Raw genomic sequence first — 15878 nt, 5'->3', positions numbered from 1 at the left:
AGGGAGAATCGACGATGGGCACGCACGGCATGATTCTCTTCGGCCACGGCGCGCGCGACGCGCGCTGGAAAGAGCCGTTCACGCGCCTCGCCGCGAAGCTCGCGGCGGCGCGCGGCGCTGACGGCGCCGATCACGAGAGCGGCCCCGTCGCCCTCGCCTTCCTCGAACTCATGGAACCCAGCCTGCCCGACGCCATCGCCGCGCAGGCCGCACAAGGCTGCACGGTCATCACCGTGGTGCCGGTGTTCTTCGGCCAGGGCGGCCATATCCGCCGCGATCTGCCCGCGCTCGTCGCGCAATGCCAGGTCGCGCATCCGGGCGTGCAGATCCGCTGCGCCACCGCCGTTGGCGAGGACGATGGCGTGCTCGACGCGATCGTCGGCTATTGCCTCACGCACGCGTCGCCCGGCGACGACTGAGTCCGTCGCGCTACGGCGCGTCTGCGTCTAACAGCGCAAAAGAAAAGGGCCGCTTTGAGCGGCCCTGTTCCCTTCTGCTTTCGTGCTAGCCCTACGCACAACCCCCGTTTTTTATGCTTTACGCGGCTGCGCGGCGCGGATCCTGTTCGTCCTGCATCGTGTCGTGCGAACCAGCGGCCTCGCCTTCCTGCTGCGCGGCGCGCGCGCGAAACGCCTCGCCGATCATCAGCAGGCTCGGCTGCGCCGCGTCGAGCCAATCCTGCGCCTCGCCCGCCTGCAGGCCCGCCAGCGTCAGCGTGAGCGAGCGCTCGCGCGCGGTGCTGCACGCCTCGACGATCGCCACCGGCGTCTCGCCCGCGCGGCCCGCTTCGATCAGCTGGCGCGCGATCTCGGGCGCGCTGTCGCGGCCCATGTAGAACACCAGCGAATCGGCGTTCACGTGCTCGCGGATTTCCTCGCTGCCCGCCGCGCGCGAATACGTGGCGAGCGCCACGCTGCGCGACACGCCACGCAGCGTCAGCGAGCGTTGCAGCGTCGCCGCGCTCGCAAGCGCCGCCGTGATGCCCGGCACGATTTCATACTCGATGCCCGCCGCTTCGAGCGCGCGCATTTCTTCGTCGGCGCGGCCGAACAGCATCGGGTCGCCGCCCTTCAGGCGCACGACCACGTCGTGCTCCAGCGCGGCATCGACGAGTTGCTTGTTGATGAAGTGCTGCGCCGTCGAGCGTTGCCCGCAGCGCTTGCCGACCGCGATGAACTTCGCGTCGCGCGGCGCGTACTCGAGCATCGCCGGCTCGACGAGCGCGTCGTGCAGGACGACCTGCGCCTGCCCGAGCAGACGCGCGCCGCGCACCGTGATGAGATCCGCGGCGCCCGGTCCGGCGCCGATCAGATAGACCTTGCCCATTTGCTAGAAGACTCCAAAACCGCACGCGCTGGACGCGCAAGCCACGCGCTGCGCCGCGCGCCGCCACGTATCGTGAACCGGCGCGGGCGCGACGCGCAGCGGCGTCAGGCGGCGACCGCGCGGATCATGCCCGCGGCCACCGTGTGGTGCGTGGCTTCGTCGATGAGGACGAACGCGCCGGTGCCCGGATGCACATCATACAGGTCCGCGACGAGCGGCTTTTGCAGCGTGAGCGAGACGCGGCCGATGTCGTTCATCGCCAGGTTGTGGCGGTCGACGGCGTGCGAGAGCGTATGCACGTCGAGCACTTCCTTGATCGCACCGATCTTCGCGAACACCGTGCTCGTGGTCTGCTTGAGCAGGTACTTGCGCTGCGGCGAGAGCGGCTCCTCGTCGAACCAGCAGAGGTCCGCTTCGAGCTTTTTGGCCGGTTGCGTGTCGTCGCCGGCCGGCACGAAGGTGTCGCCGCGCGAGACGTCGACGTCTTCCGCGAGACGGATCGTGACGGTCTGGCCCGCGAACGCGCGATCGACCTGCGCCGTGCCGCCCGGCACCGGCGCGATGATTTCCGCGACCGTTGCTGCGCGGCCCGCCGGCAGCACCGTGATGGCGTCACCGACCTTCACTTCGCCCGCTTCGACACGGCCCATGTAGCCGCGGAAGTCGTCGGCGCTCGAACCGTCCTGGCGCGCAACCCACTGCACCGGGAAGCGCAGCGCGTCGCCCGTCGCCTGGGCGACCGGCAGTTGCTCCAGCAGATCGAGCAGCGGCTCACCCGCGTACCACGGCATACGCTCGCTCAGGCCGACGATGTTGTCGCCCTTGAGCGCCGACACCGGCACGAAGCGCACGTTTTCCAGACCGAGCTGGCGCGCGAGTTCGACGTAGGCTTCGCGGATCAGGTTGAAGGTCGCTTCGCTGTAATCGACCAGATCCATCTTGTTGATCGCGACGATCACGTGCTGCAGACCGAGCAGCTTGACGATCGCGCTATGGCGCTTCGTTTGCGGCAGCAGTTGCGTCACGCCGTTCTCGACCGTCACGCGCGTGGGGTCGATCAGGATGATCGCGGCGTGCGCCGTCGAGGCGCCCGTGACCATGTTGCGCGTGTACTGCTCGTGGCCCGGCGTGTCGGCGATGATGAACTTGCGCTTGGCCGTGGCGAAGTAGCGATACGCCACGTCGATCGTGATGCCTTGCTCGCGCTCGGCTTCGAGGCCGTCCGTGAGCAGCGACAGGTCGATTTCGTCGCCGACCGTGCGCTTGTTCTTCGCGCGCGAAAGCGCCGAAAGTTGATCCGAAAGGACTGCCTTGCTGTCGTACAGCAGGCGGCCGATCAGCGTGCTCTTGCCGTCGTCCACGCTGCCGGCCGTGATGAAGCGCAGCACGCCGAGGTCTTCAGGTTGATGCGTCGTAACCATGTTCAATTCTTCCTCTGCGTGCTCTTTAGAAATAACCTTGCTTCTTGCGCTGTTCCATCGCGGCTTCCGACGCCTGGTCGTCCATGCGCGTGGCACCGCGTTCCGTGATTTCGGTCACGGCCGTTTCGGCGATGATCTTCTCGACGTTGTCGGCATCGCTCGCCACCGGGCAGGTGCAGCTGATGTCGCCCACGGTGCGGAAACGCACCTGCGCCATTTCGCTGACTTCGCCTTCCTTCATCGGCGTGAGCGGCGTGACCGGCACGAGCAGGCCGTTGCGGCGCACGATCTCGCGCTGGTGCGCGTAGTAGATCGACGGCAGTTCGAGCTTTTCGCGCTCGATGTATTGCCACACGTCGAGTTCGGTCCAGTTCGAGATCGGGAACACGCGCAGGTGTTCGCCGTTGTGCAGACGCGCGTTGTACAGGCTCCAGAGTTCCGGGCGCTGCGCCTTCGGGTCCCACTGGCCGAATTCGTCGCGGAACGAGAAGATGCGCTCCTTCGCGCGGGCCTTCTCTTCGTCGCGGCGCGCGCCGCCGATCATCGCGGTGTAGCCGTATTGCTCGATGGTTTCGAGCAGCGTGACCGCTTGCGCGGCGTTGCGCGAATCGGTTTCGCGGCGCAGGCGCACCGTGCCCTTCTTGATCGAATCTTCGACGTGACCGACCACGAGTTCCGCGCCGATTTCAGCCGCGCGGCGATCGCGGAAGTCGATCACTTCCTCGTAGTTGTGGCCCGTGTCGATGTGAACGAGCGGGAACGGCAGCGAGGTCTTGCGGTTCGCGCCGAGACCGAACGCCTTGAGGGCGAGCGCCAGCACGACGACCGAGTCCTTGCCGCCCGAGAACAGCAGCGCCGGCTTGCTGCATTCGGCGACCAGTTCGCGCAGGATGTGGATCGACTCGGCTTCGAGCCAGTCGAGATGGTCCATGCGGTTCGCCGTCACCTGAAGCGGGGCGTTCACTGCGGAATCGAGCGTCGTGCTCATGTTCGGAATCCTTCGTCTGATCGCGCCCTTTGCGTCGGGCGCGTTACTCTGTATTCGACTTCGCTGCCGTTCGACGTTCGTTAAAACATCGAAAGCGGCGCGAAAACTTCAATCTTAGCTCGCCTGGCCGATCGGCGACACCGCCACCACCGGAATCGCGGACACCGACGTGATGTGCAGTCCGCATTCCTTCGTGTCGCGCGACTCCCACCACCAGCGGCCCGCGCGGCTGTCTTCGCCGGGACGGATCGCACGCGTGCAGGGTTCGCAGCCGATGCTCGGATAGCCGCGCGCATGCAGCGGGTTCACCGGCACGTCGAAGGCGCGCAGATAGTTCCACACATCGGCTTCGGTCCAGTCCGCGAGCGGATTGAACTTGTCGATGTTGCGCGCTTCGTCGCGTTCTTCCTCGTGCAGCTCCGCGCGCGTGACCGACTGCTCGCGGCGCTGGCCCGTGACCCACGCCGACACGCCCGACAGCGCGCGGTTGAGCGGCTCGACCTTGCGGATCTCGCAGCAGCGCTTGCGCAGATTGACGCTCTCGTAGAACGCGTTCAGGCCGTGCTGCGCGACGTATTCGTCCACCGCGTCCTGCTGCGGAAGGAACTGTTCGATCGCGTAGCCGTAGCGCTCGCGCACCGTGTCGAGCATGCCGAGCGTTTCGGCGTGCAGGCGGCCCGTGTTCAGCGAGAAGATGCCGATCTTCACGCCGCGCGACAGGATCGCGTGGGTGAGCAGCATGTCTTCGGCGGCGAGGCTGCTGGCTAGCTTGACGTCGGCGTGACGCGCGGCGATCGAGTCGAGCAGCGCATCGAGCCGCTCGATCTTCGCCTGCAGGTCAGCCGTGACTTCGCTGGCTGCGGTAGAGGCGGTGCTCATGCTGCCGAACCCGTTTGTGCCGCTTGTGCCGCTTGTGCCGCACGGCGGCGGAACAGCGGCGACGGTTCGTCGAACGCGCCCTGGTACTGCACCGTGAATTCCGTGAACGCCTTCAGCGCGTCGTGGATGTCCTTGTCGGCGCGCAGCGCGTAGGCGTCGAAGCCGCAGCGCTCATAGAAGCGCAGCTGGTCGCGCAGCACGTCGCCGATCGCGCGGATCTCGCCCTTGTAGCCATAACGCTCGCGCAGCAGACGCGCGATCGAATAGCCGCGGCCGTCGCGGAACACCGGGAAGTCGATTGCGATCAGCGCGATCTTGTCGAAGTCGGCGACCACGTCAGCCGGTTCGCTGTCCGGCGCGAGCCACACGCCCAGTTCGTCCTTGCCGCGCGCGGCCAGCGCGTCGCGGTTGGCCTGCCAGTACGCGAACGGAACCAGCACCTTGCCTGCGGGCAGCGCAGCCACGTCGGGCAGCACGCCGTCTTCCGCGGCGCGCACGACCTGCCAGCTGTCTTCAACGATCTCGCGATTCTTGATGATCAATGCCATTGCTTAACTCTCGTATCTCGTTGCGGGCGGATCAGGCGTGGGCCGGCTGGCGCGATGCGTACACGCGCTCCTTGAACGGGCCCATGCCGATGCGGTCGTACGTGTCGATGAAACGCTCGCCGTCGATGCGGTTTTCGACAAACGTGTCGATCACCTTCTGCACCACGTCGGGCATCTCTTCGGCCGAGAACGACGGGCCGATCACGCGGCCAAGGCGCGCGCCGTTGGCGCCGGTGCCCTGCTCACCGCCGAGCGTGACCTGGTACCACTCCGAACCGTCCTTATCCACGCCCAGCACGCCGATATTGCCGACGTGGTGATGACCGCACGCATTAATGCAGCCCGAGATGTTGAACGTCAGGTCGCCCAGGTCGTAGACGAAATCGAGGTCGCTGAAACGCTGCTGGATCGCTTCGGCGATCGGCAGCGACTTGGCGTTCGCGAGCGAGCAGAAGTCGCCGCCCGGGCACGCGATGATGTCGGTCAGCAAGCCGACGTTGGCCGTCGCGAAACCGACTGCCTTCGCCTTTTCCCACAGCGCGAACAGGTCCTGCTTCTTCACATCCGCGAGAATCAGGTTCTGCTCGTGCGACACGCGCACCTGGCTGAACGAGTACTCGTCGGCCCAGTCGGCCACGGCTTCCATCTGCACGTCGGTCGCGTCGCCGGGGGCGATGCCCTGCGGCTTGAGCGAGAGCGTGACCGAAGCGTAGCCCGGCACGCGATGCGGACGCACGTTGCGCTCGACCCAGCGTGCGAACGCGCGGTTTTCGAGCAGATGCTTTTCGTACGAGGTGTCGGTGTCGGTCAGCTTTTCGTAGGCCGGCGGCGCGAAGTATTGCGACACGCGGTCCACTTCAGCCTGCGTGATCGTCGACGGGCCGTCCTTCAGGTGCTGCCACTCTTCTTCCACTTGCTGCGCGAACTTCTCGGGCGACAGCGCCTTCACGAGAATCTTGATACGCGCCTTGTAGAGGTTGTCGCGGCGGCCGTAGCGGTTGTACACGCGCAGCACGGCTTCGCAGTAGGTCAGCAGATGCTGCCACGGCAGGTCGCGCTTGATGATCGCGCCGATGATCGGGGTACGGCCGAGACCGCCGCCCGCGAGAATGCTCGCGACGACTTCGCCCTGCTCGTTGCGGTCGAGGTAGACGCCCAGATCGTGGATCTGCACGGCGGCGCGATCTTCCTTCGAACCCGAGACGGCGATCTTGAACTTGCGCGGCAGCCAGGCGAATTCGGGGTGGAACGTCGACCACTGACGCATGATCTCGGCCCACGGACGCGGATCGATGACTTCGTCGGGCGCGACGCCCGCGAACTGGTCGGCGGTGATGTTGCGGATGCAGTTGCCCGAGGTCTGGATGCCGTGCATCTGGACCGACGCGAGCTTGCGCAGGATTTCGGGCGTTTCTTCGAGCTTGATCCAGTTGTACTGGATGTTCGAGCGCGTCGAGAAGTGGCCGTAACCGCGGTCGTGCTCGCGCGCGATGGTGCCGAGCATGCGCATCTGGTCGCTGCGCAGATTGCCGTACGGAATCGCGATGCGATGCATGTAGGCGTGGCGCTGGTAGTACAGGCCGTTTTGCAGACGCAGCGGGCGGAATTCTTCTTCGCTCAATTCGCCCGACAGGCGGCGGCGAACCTGGTCGCTGTATTGCGCGACGCGCTCGTCGACGATGGTCTGGTCGTACTGATCGTATTGGTACATTCGGGGACCCCAGGGTTGTATCAATCGCGGCGTTCCGGTTACGCCGCGCTCTCCGACTTCGACTTCGCTATTTCTGTTCCAGCCCGACCGGCGCCTTCAACTCGCCGGTCATTTGCTAATGACCAAAACAGATATCCATATTGGAAAAGTTGGGGAAATGGTAATAAACTCGCCTTATATTTCAAACGATTCAAAAATCAGGTTGATATGCCAAGGGGTTATATATGAACCTCCACCAGTTCCGCTTCGTGCGCGAGGCCGTGCGCCAGAATTTCAACCTCACGGAAGCGGCGAAGGCCCTGTATACCAGTCAGCCCGGCGTCTCGAAGGCGATCATCGAGCTGGAGGACGAATTAGGGGTCGAAATCTTCACGCGCCACGGCAAGCGCGTGCGCTCGCTCACGGAACCCGGCCGGATCATCCTCGCCTCCGTTGAGCGCATTCTTCAGGAAGTGGAGAGCCTCAAGCGCGTAGGTAAGGACTATGCGGCCCAGGATCAAGGCAACCTGGTGATCGCGGCCACGCACACGCAGGCGCGCTACTCGCTGCCGGGCGCCATCGCCGAGTTCAAACGGCGCTTCCCGAAGGTTCACCTTTCGATTCTGCAAGGTAGCCCGACCCAGGTCGCGGAGATGGTGCTGCACGACCAGGCCGACCTGGCGATCGCCACCGAGGCCATCTCCAACTATAAGGAACTGGTCTCGCTGCCCTGCTTCACCTGGCATCACGTGGCCGTGATGCTACCCGATCATCCGCTGCTGGAACGCAAGCCGCTCTCGCTCGACGATCTGGCCCAATTTCCGCTGATTACCTACGACAACGCGTTCGCGGGCCGGACCAAGATCAACGAGGCGTTCCGCCTGCGCGGGCTCTCGCCCGACATCGTGCTCGAAGCCATCGACGCGGACGTGATCAAGACCTATGTGGAACTGGGCCTGGGCGTGGGGATCATGGCCGATATCGCCTTCAACGCCGAGCGCGATCGTCATCTGCGCGCCGTGCCGGTGGGGCATCTGTTCGGCAGCAACGTGACGCGCGTGGCGCTCAAGCAGGGCGCGTATCTGCGCAGTTATGTCTACACGCTCGTCGAACTGCTTTCACCGAGCCTGAACCGCAAGCTGATCGAGCAGGCGCTCAAGGGCGAGCACGAGACCTACGAGCTGTAAGCGAAGGGAATGTTGGCGACAGGCACGCCGGATGTGGGGCCGGCGGCCCGTCGGCGGCGGCGCCGCGCTCAGGTTCACACCCACCACTAATTAGATAGAACGCTTCTCGCTTTTTTCCTTCCTGGAGACCGCTGCATGAAGTCGTATCTGCGTCTGAGTCGTCTGAGTTCCCTGCGCCCTGCCTTTCGTCCACTGGCTCTCGCCGCCACCTTCGCGCTCGGCGCTGCCGCCCCGGCCGCGCACGCCGACCTCAAGGTGGGCATCGACCTGTCGAGCACCGGCCCCGCCGCCGCCATCGGCATCACGAGCAAGAACGCCATGCTGATGTGGCCGCCGACCATCGCGGGGCAGAAAGCCGATTACATCGTGCTCGACGACGGCTCGGACCCAGGCGCCGCGGTGCGCAACATCCGCAAGCTCATCAACGAGGATCACGTCGACGTGATCGTTGGCCCGAACATCACGCCCGCCGCGCTCGCGGCGCTCGACGCCGTGGCCGAAAGCAAGACGCCGATGATCACGCTGGTGGGCTCGGCCTCGGTGATCGAACCGCAGCAGGGCGCCCGCACCTGGGCGTTCAAGATGGCGCAGACCGACGCCGCGATGGCCGACGTGATGACGCGCTACATGGCCGCGCACGGCGTGAAGACGGTGGGCTTCATCGGTTTCGCGGACAGCTATGGCGACAGCTGGCTCAACGAGTTCACGAAATTCGCGAAGGAACGCAACCTCCAGATCGTCGCGACCGAGCGCTTCAACCGCACCGATGCGAGCGTGACCGGCCAGATTCTCAAGCTGATCGCCGCAAAACCCGACGCCGTGCTGATCGCGGGCGCGGGCACGCCGACGGTGCTGCCGCAGCGCACGCTGGTCGAGCGCGGCTACAAGGGCGCGATCTATCAGACGCACGGCATTGCCACGCCCGAATTCATCAAGCTGGGTGGCAAGGACGTGGAAGGCACGCTGTTCCCGACCCAGCCCGTGGTGGTGGCGCGCACGCTGCCCGCCGACCAGCCCGCGCAGAAAGCGGCGCTCGCTTTCGTGGATGCCTACGAGGCCAAATACGGCCCCGGCACCGTCACGCAGTTCGCGGGCGACGCCGCCGGCGTGTACCCGCGACTCGCGGACGCCGTGACGCGCGCGCTCAAGACCGCGCAGCCCGGCACCGAGGCGTTCCGTGTGGCGCTGCGCAGCGAACTGGAGCACGCGCACGAACTGGTCGTGCCCAACGGCGTGGTCAACACGAGCGAGAAGGACCACGTGGGTCTGGACCAGCGCGCGAGCGTGATGGGCACGATACGCGGCGGGAAGTTCGTGTATCTGGCGCAGTGAGTTGGTGAGGCGACATGAAGCGGCGCTAGCTTCGGCGCGCGCGCCGCTTCGCGAAATGCGCCTCGACCGACTCGGCCTCCACGGCGGGGCGCGGGTCTTCGAGCGCTTCCCGCACTTTCGCGCGGAACCACGCGTCGTGCGTGGCCGGATCGACGGCGAAATCGACCGGCAGCGCGCCCTCGTTCGCGACGCGCGTCAGCAGGATGCGCACGGCATCCGACACCGTGAGCCCCATCTTTTCCAGCACCACCGTGGCGCGCTCTTTCAACGCCGGATCGATGCGGACCTGTACCAATGCGCTTGCGCCCATCGCCTGACTCCCTCGCGTGGTGATCGAAGCCGCATTGTAATTCAACTGTATGACGTTAGACATGAGCATCCTTGAAGCGTGTTAGACACGCCGCAAGTTTTGCCCTGTCCCGAAATACGCGCCATTCATCCGAATGGCTAACGAGCTAACAATGCTCGCCGATCCGCGACCTCAACCGAGCGCGCGCCACGCCCCGTCGGCGGCACTGCTGGCCAGCACCGCTTCGATAAAGCGCAGCCCGGCCACGCCGTCGTCGACGGTCGTGAGCAGACGGCTTGCGGGCGGCGGCGGCTGACCCGCGTCGCGCGCGCGGATCTGCGCCGCCGCATCGCGGTAGAGCTGCGCGAACGCTTCCAGATACCCTTCGGGATGCCCCGGCGGCACGCGCGTCGCGTGCGATGCGGCCGCGCCCGTCACGCGTCCGCGCGTGAGCCGCTGCGACTCGCCGCCCTGCGGCGTGAGCCACAGCACGTTCGGTTCTTCCTGATCGAAGGCGAGCCCCGCCTTCGTGCCGTAGACGCGCAGCCGCAGCGCGTTCTCCGCGCCGCTCGCCACCTGGCTCGCCCACAGCATGCCGCGCGCGCCGTTCGCGTAACGCAGCATCGCCTGCACGTGATCGTCGATACGCCGTCCTGGCACGAAGGTATGCACCTCCGCGGCGACCGCCACCGGCTCCATACCGCTCACGAACGCCGCCAGCTGATACGCATGCGTGCCGATATCGCCGAGACAACCGGCCGGGCCCGCCAGCGCCGGATCGGTGCGCCAGCTCGCCTGACGATTGCGGCTATCGGCGCCGCCCTGCTCGATCGGATTCGCGAGCCAATCCTGCGCGTACTCCACCTGCACGACGCGCACCTCGCCCAGTTCGCCCGCCGCCACGAGTTCGCGCGCGTGACGCACGAGCGGATAACCGGAATACGTGTGCGTGAGCGCGAACACCACGTTCGCGTCGCGCGCGTGCCGGGCGAGCGCGCGCGCTTCGTCGAGCGACACCGTCAGCGGCTTATCGCAGATCACGTGGATGCCCGCGTCCATGAACGCATGCGCAACGCTCGCGTGCAGATGATTCGGCGTGACGATCGCAACCGCGTCGATGCCGTCCGCGCGCGCGCCTCGCGCACCTTCCTCGCGCGCCATCTCGCGCCAGTCGGCGTAACTGCGCGCGAGGCCGATCGCCTCGGCGCTCGCCTGTGCGCGGGCCGCATCCGACGACAACGCGCCCGCCACCAGTTCGAAGTCGTCGTCGAGACGCGCTGCGATCCGATGCACCGCGCCGATAAACGCGCCCTCGCCGCCGCCCACCATGCCGAGTCTCAATCTGCGTGTCATTAGCTTGCTCCCGGTTGTCCTCCGTTACCTGTCAGAGACCCAGCACGCCTTTCAGTTGCGCGTCGTCCACGCCGCTGCCCGCGAAGTCATCGAAGGCATGCTCGGCCACGCGGATCAGATGCCGCTTGATGAACTCTGCGCCCTCGCGCGCGCCGTCGTGCGGATGCTTGAGCGCGCATTCCCATTCGAGCACCGCCCAGCCCGGGAAGTCGTACTGCGTGAGCTTCGAGAAGATCGCGCCGAAATCGATCTGCCCGTCGCCGAGCGAACGAAATCGTCCCGCGCGCTCGACCCAGCCGCTGTAGCCGCCATAGACACCCTGCTTGCCCGTGGGCCGGAACTCCGCATCCTTCACGTGAAAAGCCTTGATGCGCGCGTGATAGATGTCGATGAACGCAAGGTAATCGAGCTGCTGAAGCACGAAATGGCTCGGGTCGTAGAGGATGTTCGCGCGTGGATGATCGTCCACGGCGGCGAGAAAGCGCTCGAAGGTCACGCCGTCGTGCAGGTCCTCGCCCGGATGCAGTTCGTAGCAGACATCGACGCCCGCTTCGTCGAACGCATCGAGAATCGGCCGCCAGCGGCGCGCGAGTTCCTCGAACGCGGCTTCGACGAGACCGGGCGGACGCTGCGGCCACGGATACACATACGGCCACGCGAGCGCGCCCGAAAACGTCACGTGCGCGCTCAAGCCGAGATTGCGCGAGGCGCGCGCCGCCAGCTTCAGTTGATCGATGGCCCACGCCGTGCGCGCCTCGCGATTGCCGCGCACGTGCGGCGCGGCAAAGCCGTCGAACAGCGCGTCGTAGGCCGGATGCACGGCCACCAACTGCCCTTGCAGATGCGTCGACAACTCGGTGATCGCGATGCCCGCATCGTCGGCGGTCTGACGCAGCTCGTCGCAATACGCCGTGCTCGTGGCCGCCTGTTCGAGATCGATCAGGCGCGCATCGGTCGGCACCTGAATGCCTTTGTAGCCCAGCTGCGCGGCCCACTGCGCCATATGCGCGAAGCTGTCGAACGGCGCTTCCTCGCCCAGAAACTGGGCGAGGAAGATCGCCGGACCCTTGAGTGTTTTCATCGGTCCGAATCCTCGGCTGGGCCGCCGCGCCTCGCGCGAACGCCACGCGATACCACGCGATGCAACACAACGCGGCGACGGTTAACTCACGAAGAAGCTCGCGCGTTCAGAACGGCGAATCCGGGAAATAAAACTGCCTGGCGTTCTCCTTCGTGATCAGCACCGAAGGAATGATCGTGGTCGGCGGCAGCGACTTGCCCGCGAGCCGCGCCTCGGCCGTGAGCTTGATCGCGTCGTAGATGAACTTCGGCGAATACGACACGTCGGCCTGAATCAGCGGATCGCCGTCCATCACGCGCTTGACCATGTCCTTCGAGCCCGCGCCGCCGAACACGATCTTGATGTCGCTGCGTTTGGCCTGATCGATGGCCTTGAGCACGCCCACGGCCATGTCGTCGTCGGCGGCCCAGACGGCGTCGATGTGCTTGAAGCGCGTGAGAAAGTCCTGCATGGTCTTGAAGGCGTCGTCGCGATTCCAGTTCGCGTACTTCGCGTCGAGAATCTTCATGCCCGGATAGTTCTTCAGCACCGCCGTGAACGCGTTCCAGCGCTCGTTGTCGAGCGTGGTCGGAATGCCGCGCAGCGCGACGATATCGCCCTTGCCGTTCAACTGCTTCGCCAGATACTCGGCGGGAATCTTGCCGAACGCCGTGTTGTCGCCGGCCACGTAGGCGTCCTGCGCGCTCTTGTCGGTCAGGCCGCGATCGACCACCGTCACGTAGACGCCCTTCTTCTTGACCTGCGCGACCGGCTGCGTGAGCGAAGCCGATTCATACGGGAAGATCACCAGCGCGTTGATCTTGTTGACGGTCACGAGGTCCTGCAACTGGTTCGCCTGATCGGGCGCGTTGGCCGCCGTCTTGACGATGATCTTCAGGTCGGGATGCGCCTTCTCCAGCTCCTTCTTCGCCTCGTTCGCCCACCAGACGATGCCGCCCGTGAAGCCGTGATCGGCGGTGGGAATGGCGACGCCGAGCGTCACCTTGTCGTCGGCGCGCGCCGGGGTTGACGTGAAAGGCGAAGCGAACATCGCCGCCACGCCGAGCGTCAGCGCGCCCGTCCACATCGCACGAATCGTATTCTTCATGATGCCGTCTCCGATGATTGTTGTGCGGGCGCGCACGCCCGTCCTGTGAAAGCGTCTTGCACCGACGTTTTTGATTCGCCATCCGAAACAATTTCGACTGGACCGCCTACCGCCTGCCACGCTGCAAAAACGCCACGGCGATAATCGCCACGCCCTGCACCGCCGCATTCAGATACACGCTGATGATGCTGGTGAGATTCAGAATGTTCGCGATCACCGAAAGCAGGATCGCGCCGACCACCGTGCCCGCTACGCGCCCTTCGCCGCCCTTGAGCGCCGTGCCGCCCACCACCACGGCCGCGATCGCTTCGAGTTCCCACAAGATGCCCGTGGTCGGCGTGGCCGAGCCGAGACGCGGCACGTAGAGCACCGTCGCCACGCCCACGCACAGGCCGAGCAGCACGTAAGTCGCGCACTTCACGCGATCGACGCGAATCGCCGCATAACGCGCGACCTGCTCGTTCGAGCCGATTGCCTGCACGTGCCGCCCGAACGCCGTGCGGTTGAGCACGAGCGCGCCGCCCGCCGCCATCGCCGCGAACACCCACACGGGCACCGGCACGCCGAACAGACTCGCGTAATACACAGGCCCGTAGAGATCGACGAGATTGTTTTGCAGCGTGAGCGCGCCGCCGTCCGCGAGCCACGTGAGCACGGAGCGGAAAATGCCCAGCGTGCCGAGCGTGACGATGAATGGCTCGATGCGTCCGCGCGTGATCAGCAGCCCGTGCGCGAGGCCGAACATCGCGCCCAGCACGAGCGCGATCGCCATGCCGATCGCAACGATCGCGAGCGGCGCGAACGCATGACCGCCCACGCCCGCCGCGAGCGTGTTCATCACCCAGATCATCACGCCCGCGATCAGCGCCGCCATCGAGCCGACCGACAGATCGATGCCGCCCGAGATGATCACGAAGGTCATGCCCACCGCGATGATGCCGATGAACGAGGTGCGCGTGAGCACGTTGAGCAGGTTGTCGACGGTGGCGAAGTCGCGGTTCAGCAAGGTGCCGACCACGCACAGCGCGACGAGGCCGATCAGCGGCCCGACGCCCGCGAGCCGGTGCGCGAGCCGCACGACGAAGCGCCGCGTGCGCGCGTGGGCGCTCGCCGCTTCAGTGGGTGCCGGTTGCATGGGCGATCAGCTCCTCTTCGTTCAGATGTTCGTGTCCGAGCGTGGCGACGAGCCGTCCCGCGCGCATCACCGCGACGCGATGCGCGAGCCCGATCAATTCGATCAGCTCCGACGAGATCACCACCACCGCGCGCCCCGAGGCCGCGAGCCGCTCGATCAGAAAATAGATGTCGCGTTTCGCGCCGATATCGACGCCGCGCGTGGGTTCGTCGAGCACGATCACGCGCGGATCGGGCTGCAGGAATTTGGCGAGCGCGAGCTTCTGCTGATTGCCGCCCGAGAGCATGCGCGCGCGGCTCGACAGGTCGCCGGTGCGAATGCCGAAGTCGCGCACCGCTTTTTCCAGCGCGGCGCGCGCGGCCTTGAGATCGAGCAGCGGATGGCCGTAGCGTTCGAGCGTCATCAGCGTGAGGTTGTCCTGCAGGCTCAGATTCAGATGCAGACCCTTGCCCTTGCGATCCTCGCTCAGATAGGTGAGGCCGTGGCGCATGGCGTCGCGCGGATGCTTGAGCGTGACCGCGCGTCCGCCGATCTCCACTTCGCCAGCGTGCTTGCGGCGCAGCCCGACCAGCGCCTCGAAAGCCTCGCTGCGCCCCGCGCCCACGAGTCCCGCGAAACCGAGGATCTCGCCCGCGCGCACCTCGAAACTCAGGTCCTCGACCCAGCCCGGCACGGTCAGGCCGCGCACGCGCAGCGCGACGGGCGCATCGTCGGTGGCGATGCGCTTGTCGGGGAACATGTCGGAGACGTCGCGGCCCACCATCAGGTTCGCCATCTGCTGGCGCGCGAGTCCCGCCGTCGCGCTCGCGGCCACGAAGCGGCCGTCGCGCATCACGATCACGTCGTCGGTGATGCGCTCCACTTCGTCGAGCTTGTGCGAGATGTAGACGATCGTCGCGCCGTCCGCACGCAGCTTCGTCATCAGCGTAAAGAGGCGCGCGGTTTCGCTCGGCGTGAGCGTGGCCGTCGGTTCGTCCATGATGAGCAGACGCGCGTGGCGCGCGAGCGCCTTGGCAATCTCCACGAGCTGCTTTTCGGCGACGATCAATTCGCGCACGGGCGTGTCGGGATGGCGTTCGAGCCCGACCTGGGCGAGCAGCGCGCGCGCTTCGCGGCGCATCGCGGTGTCGTCGACGAACAGGCCGCGCTTCTTTTCGTGGCCCAGAAAGATGTTCTGCGCGATCGTCAGATGCTCGGCGAGATTGAACTCCTGATGGATCAGCACGATGCCCGCGGCTTCGGCGGCGCGCGAGCCGTCGAACTGGCAGGCGCGGCCGTCGACGAGCATCTCGCCCGCGCTCGGGCGCTCGTAGCCCGCGAGGATCTTCATCAGCGTGGACTTGCCCGCGCCGTTCTCGCCGAGCAGCCCATGAATGCGGCCCGGCGCGAGTTCGAAGCTCACGCCGTGCAGCACGCGCACGGGGCCGAAGTCCTTGCGGATATCGTTGAATCGCACGGCGACGCTCATGGCCGCTCGCTCCTCCGGTTCGGGCGGGGTCCGGCGGGCGGCGCGCACGGGGTACGACCGGTGCGACGCCGCCCGCCTTCTCTCGCGGGTCTCC

The 15878-nt window shown here is 66.1% G+C and carries 15 protein-coding genes; 3 read left to right on the top strand and 12 right to left on the bottom strand.

The features are described from left to right. Window positions 1-14: 14 nt before the first annotated feature. Window positions 15-419 (top strand): CbiX/SirB N-terminal domain-containing protein, encoded by a 405-nt coding sequence (locus tag U4Y88_RS09995; protein WP_321783699.1) that lies wholly within the window; start codon window positions 15-17, stop codon window positions 417-419. Between the two features lie 118 nt (window positions 420-537). On the opposite strand, the gene cobA is transcribed toward U4Y88_RS09995, so the two are convergent. From cobA to U4Y88_RS09965, 6 genes are all read right to left on the bottom strand, one after another. Next, window positions 538-1326: a uroporphyrinogen-III C-methyltransferase gene (gene cobA, locus U4Y88_RS09990; protein ID WP_321783697.1), complete on the bottom strand. Its 789-nt coding sequence runs from the start codon at window positions 1324-1326 to the stop codon at window positions 538-540. Window positions 1327-1430: 104 nt separating this feature from the next. After that, entirely contained in the window at window positions 1431-2747 is a 1317-nt protein-coding gene (locus tag U4Y88_RS09985; protein WP_321783695.1) for a sulfate adenylyltransferase subunit 1, read from the bottom strand. A 25-nt stretch (window positions 2748-2772) separates the two neighbouring features. Further along, the gene (gene cysD, locus U4Y88_RS09980; protein WP_065057314.1) at window positions 2773-3735 is read right to left on the bottom strand and encodes a sulfate adenylyltransferase subunit CysD; all 963 of its coding nucleotides are present in this window, start codon (window positions 3733-3735) and stop codon (window positions 2773-2775) included. A 114-nt stretch (window positions 3736-3849) separates the two neighbouring features. Next, a complete protein-coding gene (locus U4Y88_RS09975; RefSeq protein WP_321783693.1) occupies window positions 3850-4614 on the bottom strand; it encodes a phosphoadenylyl-sulfate reductase in 765 nt (254 codons plus the stop codon). Then, a complete protein-coding gene (locus U4Y88_RS09970) occupies window positions 4611-5162 on the bottom strand; it encodes a DUF934 domain-containing protein (RefSeq protein ID WP_321783691.1) in 552 nt (183 codons plus the stop codon). The genes U4Y88_RS09975 and U4Y88_RS09970 overlap by 4 nt, the downstream gene beginning before the upstream one ends. 31 nt (window positions 5163-5193) lie before the next feature. Then, window positions 5194-6873: a nitrite/sulfite reductase gene (locus U4Y88_RS09965; protein ID WP_224013968.1), complete on the bottom strand. Its 1680-nt coding sequence runs from the start codon at window positions 6871-6873 to the stop codon at window positions 5194-5196. A 224-nt stretch (window positions 6874-7097) separates the two neighbouring features. Here U4Y88_RS09965 and U4Y88_RS09960 point away from each other — a divergent pair, with 224 nt between their 5' ends. Together U4Y88_RS09960 and U4Y88_RS09955 are read left to right on the top strand one after the other, a co-directional pair. Next, on the top strand, window positions 7098-8039 hold the full coding sequence (locus tag U4Y88_RS09960; protein WP_224013970.1) for a CysB family HTH-type transcriptional regulator: 942 nt from the start codon (window positions 7098-7100) through the stop codon (window positions 8037-8039). A gap of 135 nt (window positions 8040-8174) precedes the next feature. Beyond that, window positions 8175-9371: an ABC transporter substrate-binding protein gene (locus U4Y88_RS09955; RefSeq protein ID WP_321783689.1), complete on the top strand. Its 1197-nt coding sequence runs from the start codon at window positions 8175-8177 to the stop codon at window positions 9369-9371. Between the two features lie 25 nt (window positions 9372-9396). Here the strand turns inward: U4Y88_RS09955 and U4Y88_RS09950 are convergent, their stop codons facing one another. From U4Y88_RS09950 to U4Y88_RS09925, 6 genes are all read right to left on the bottom strand, one after another. Further along, window positions 9397-9681 (bottom strand): type II toxin-antitoxin system RelB/DinJ family antitoxin, encoded by a 285-nt coding sequence (locus U4Y88_RS09950; protein WP_321783893.1) that lies wholly within the window; start codon window positions 9679-9681, stop codon window positions 9397-9399. Between the two features lie 171 nt (window positions 9682-9852). Then, on the bottom strand, window positions 9853-11013 hold the full coding sequence (locus U4Y88_RS09945) for a Gfo/Idh/MocA family oxidoreductase (protein WP_321783687.1): 1161 nt from the start codon (window positions 11011-11013) through the stop codon (window positions 9853-9855). 31 nt (window positions 11014-11044) lie between these two features. Beyond that, a complete protein-coding gene (locus tag U4Y88_RS09940) occupies window positions 11045-12094 on the bottom strand; it encodes a sugar phosphate isomerase/epimerase (RefSeq protein WP_321783685.1) in 1050 nt (349 codons plus the stop codon). Window positions 12095-12200: 106 nt separating this feature from the next. Further along, a complete protein-coding gene (locus U4Y88_RS09935) occupies window positions 12201-13181 on the bottom strand; it encodes a substrate-binding domain-containing protein (RefSeq protein ID WP_321783683.1) in 981 nt (326 codons plus the stop codon). A 106-nt stretch (window positions 13182-13287) separates the two neighbouring features. After that, complete coding sequence (locus tag U4Y88_RS09930) at window positions 13288-14316, bottom strand: ABC transporter permease (protein ID WP_224013980.1); 1029 nt, start codon at window positions 14314-14316, stop codon at window positions 13288-13290. Continuing rightward, window positions 14297-15784 carry a sugar ABC transporter ATP-binding protein gene (locus tag U4Y88_RS09925; protein WP_321783681.1) on the bottom strand — a complete coding sequence of 496 codons (1488 nt, stop codon included), beginning with the start codon at window positions 15782-15784 and terminating at the stop codon, window positions 14297-14299. Before U4Y88_RS09925 ends, U4Y88_RS09930 begins: the two co-directional genes overlap by 20 nt. Between the last annotated feature and the right edge of the window lie 94 nt (window positions 15785-15878).

Origin of the sequence: Paraburkholderia sp. J94, assembly GCF_905220285.1 — a bacterium.
GTDB lineage: Bacteria > Pseudomonadota > Gammaproteobacteria > Burkholderiales > Burkholderiaceae > Paraburkholderia > Paraburkholderia tropica_A.
Note: the sequence above shows the minus strand (reverse complement) of the source record. Positions and strands in the feature narration are given on the sequence as shown.

Bases quoted from the DNA above. Each gene is read 5' to 3' on its own strand.
- U4Y88_RS09995 (WP_321783699.1), top strand. From the start codon at position 15: ATGGGCACGCACGGCATGATTCTCTTCGGCCACGGCGCGCGCGACGCG.
- cobA (WP_321783697.1), bottom strand. From the start codon at position 1,326: ATGGGCAAGGTCTATCTGATCGGCGCCGGACCGGGCGCCGCGGATCTC.
- U4Y88_RS09985 (WP_321783695.1), bottom strand. From the start codon at position 2,747: ATGGTTACGACGCATCAACCTGAAGACCTCGGCGTGCTGCGCTTCATC.
- cysD (WP_065057314.1), bottom strand. From the start codon at position 3,735: ATGAGCACGACGCTCGATTCCGCAGTGAACGCCCCGCTTCAGGTGACG.
- U4Y88_RS09975 (WP_321783693.1), bottom strand. From the start codon at position 4,614: ATGAGCACCGCCTCTACCGCAGCCAGCGAAGTCACGGCTGACCTGCAG.
- U4Y88_RS09970 (WP_321783691.1), bottom strand. From the start codon at position 5,162: ATGGCATTGATCATCAAGAATCGCGAGATCGTTGAAGACAGCTGGCAG.
- U4Y88_RS09965 (WP_224013968.1), bottom strand. From the start codon at position 6,873: ATGTACCAATACGATCAGTACGACCAGACCATCGTCGACGAGCGCGTC.
- U4Y88_RS09960 (WP_224013970.1), top strand. From the start codon at position 7,098: ATGAACCTCCACCAGTTCCGCTTCGTGCGCGAGGCCGTGCGCCAGAAT.
- U4Y88_RS09955 (WP_321783689.1), top strand. From the start codon at position 8,175: ATGAAGTCGTATCTGCGTCTGAGTCGTCTGAGTTCCCTGCGCCCTGCC.
- U4Y88_RS09950 (WP_321783893.1), bottom strand. From the start codon at position 9,681: ATGGGCGCAAGCGCATTGGTACAGGTCCGCATCGATCCGGCGTTGAAA.
- U4Y88_RS09945 (WP_321783687.1), bottom strand. From the start codon at position 11,013: ATGACACGCAGATTGAGACTCGGCATGGTGGGCGGCGGCGAGGGCGCG.
- U4Y88_RS09940 (WP_321783685.1), bottom strand. From the start codon at position 12,094: ATGAAAACACTCAAGGGTCCGGCGATCTTCCTCGCCCAGTTTCTGGGC.
- U4Y88_RS09935 (WP_321783683.1), bottom strand. From the start codon at position 13,181: ATGAAGAATACGATTCGTGCGATGTGGACGGGCGCGCTGACGCTCGGC.
- U4Y88_RS09930 (WP_224013980.1), bottom strand. From the start codon at position 14,316: ATGCAACCGGCACCCACTGAAGCGGCGAGCGCCCACGCGCGCACGCGG.
- U4Y88_RS09925 (WP_321783681.1), bottom strand. From the start codon at position 15,784: ATGAGCGTCGCCGTGCGATTCAACGATATCCGCAAGGACTTCGGCCCC.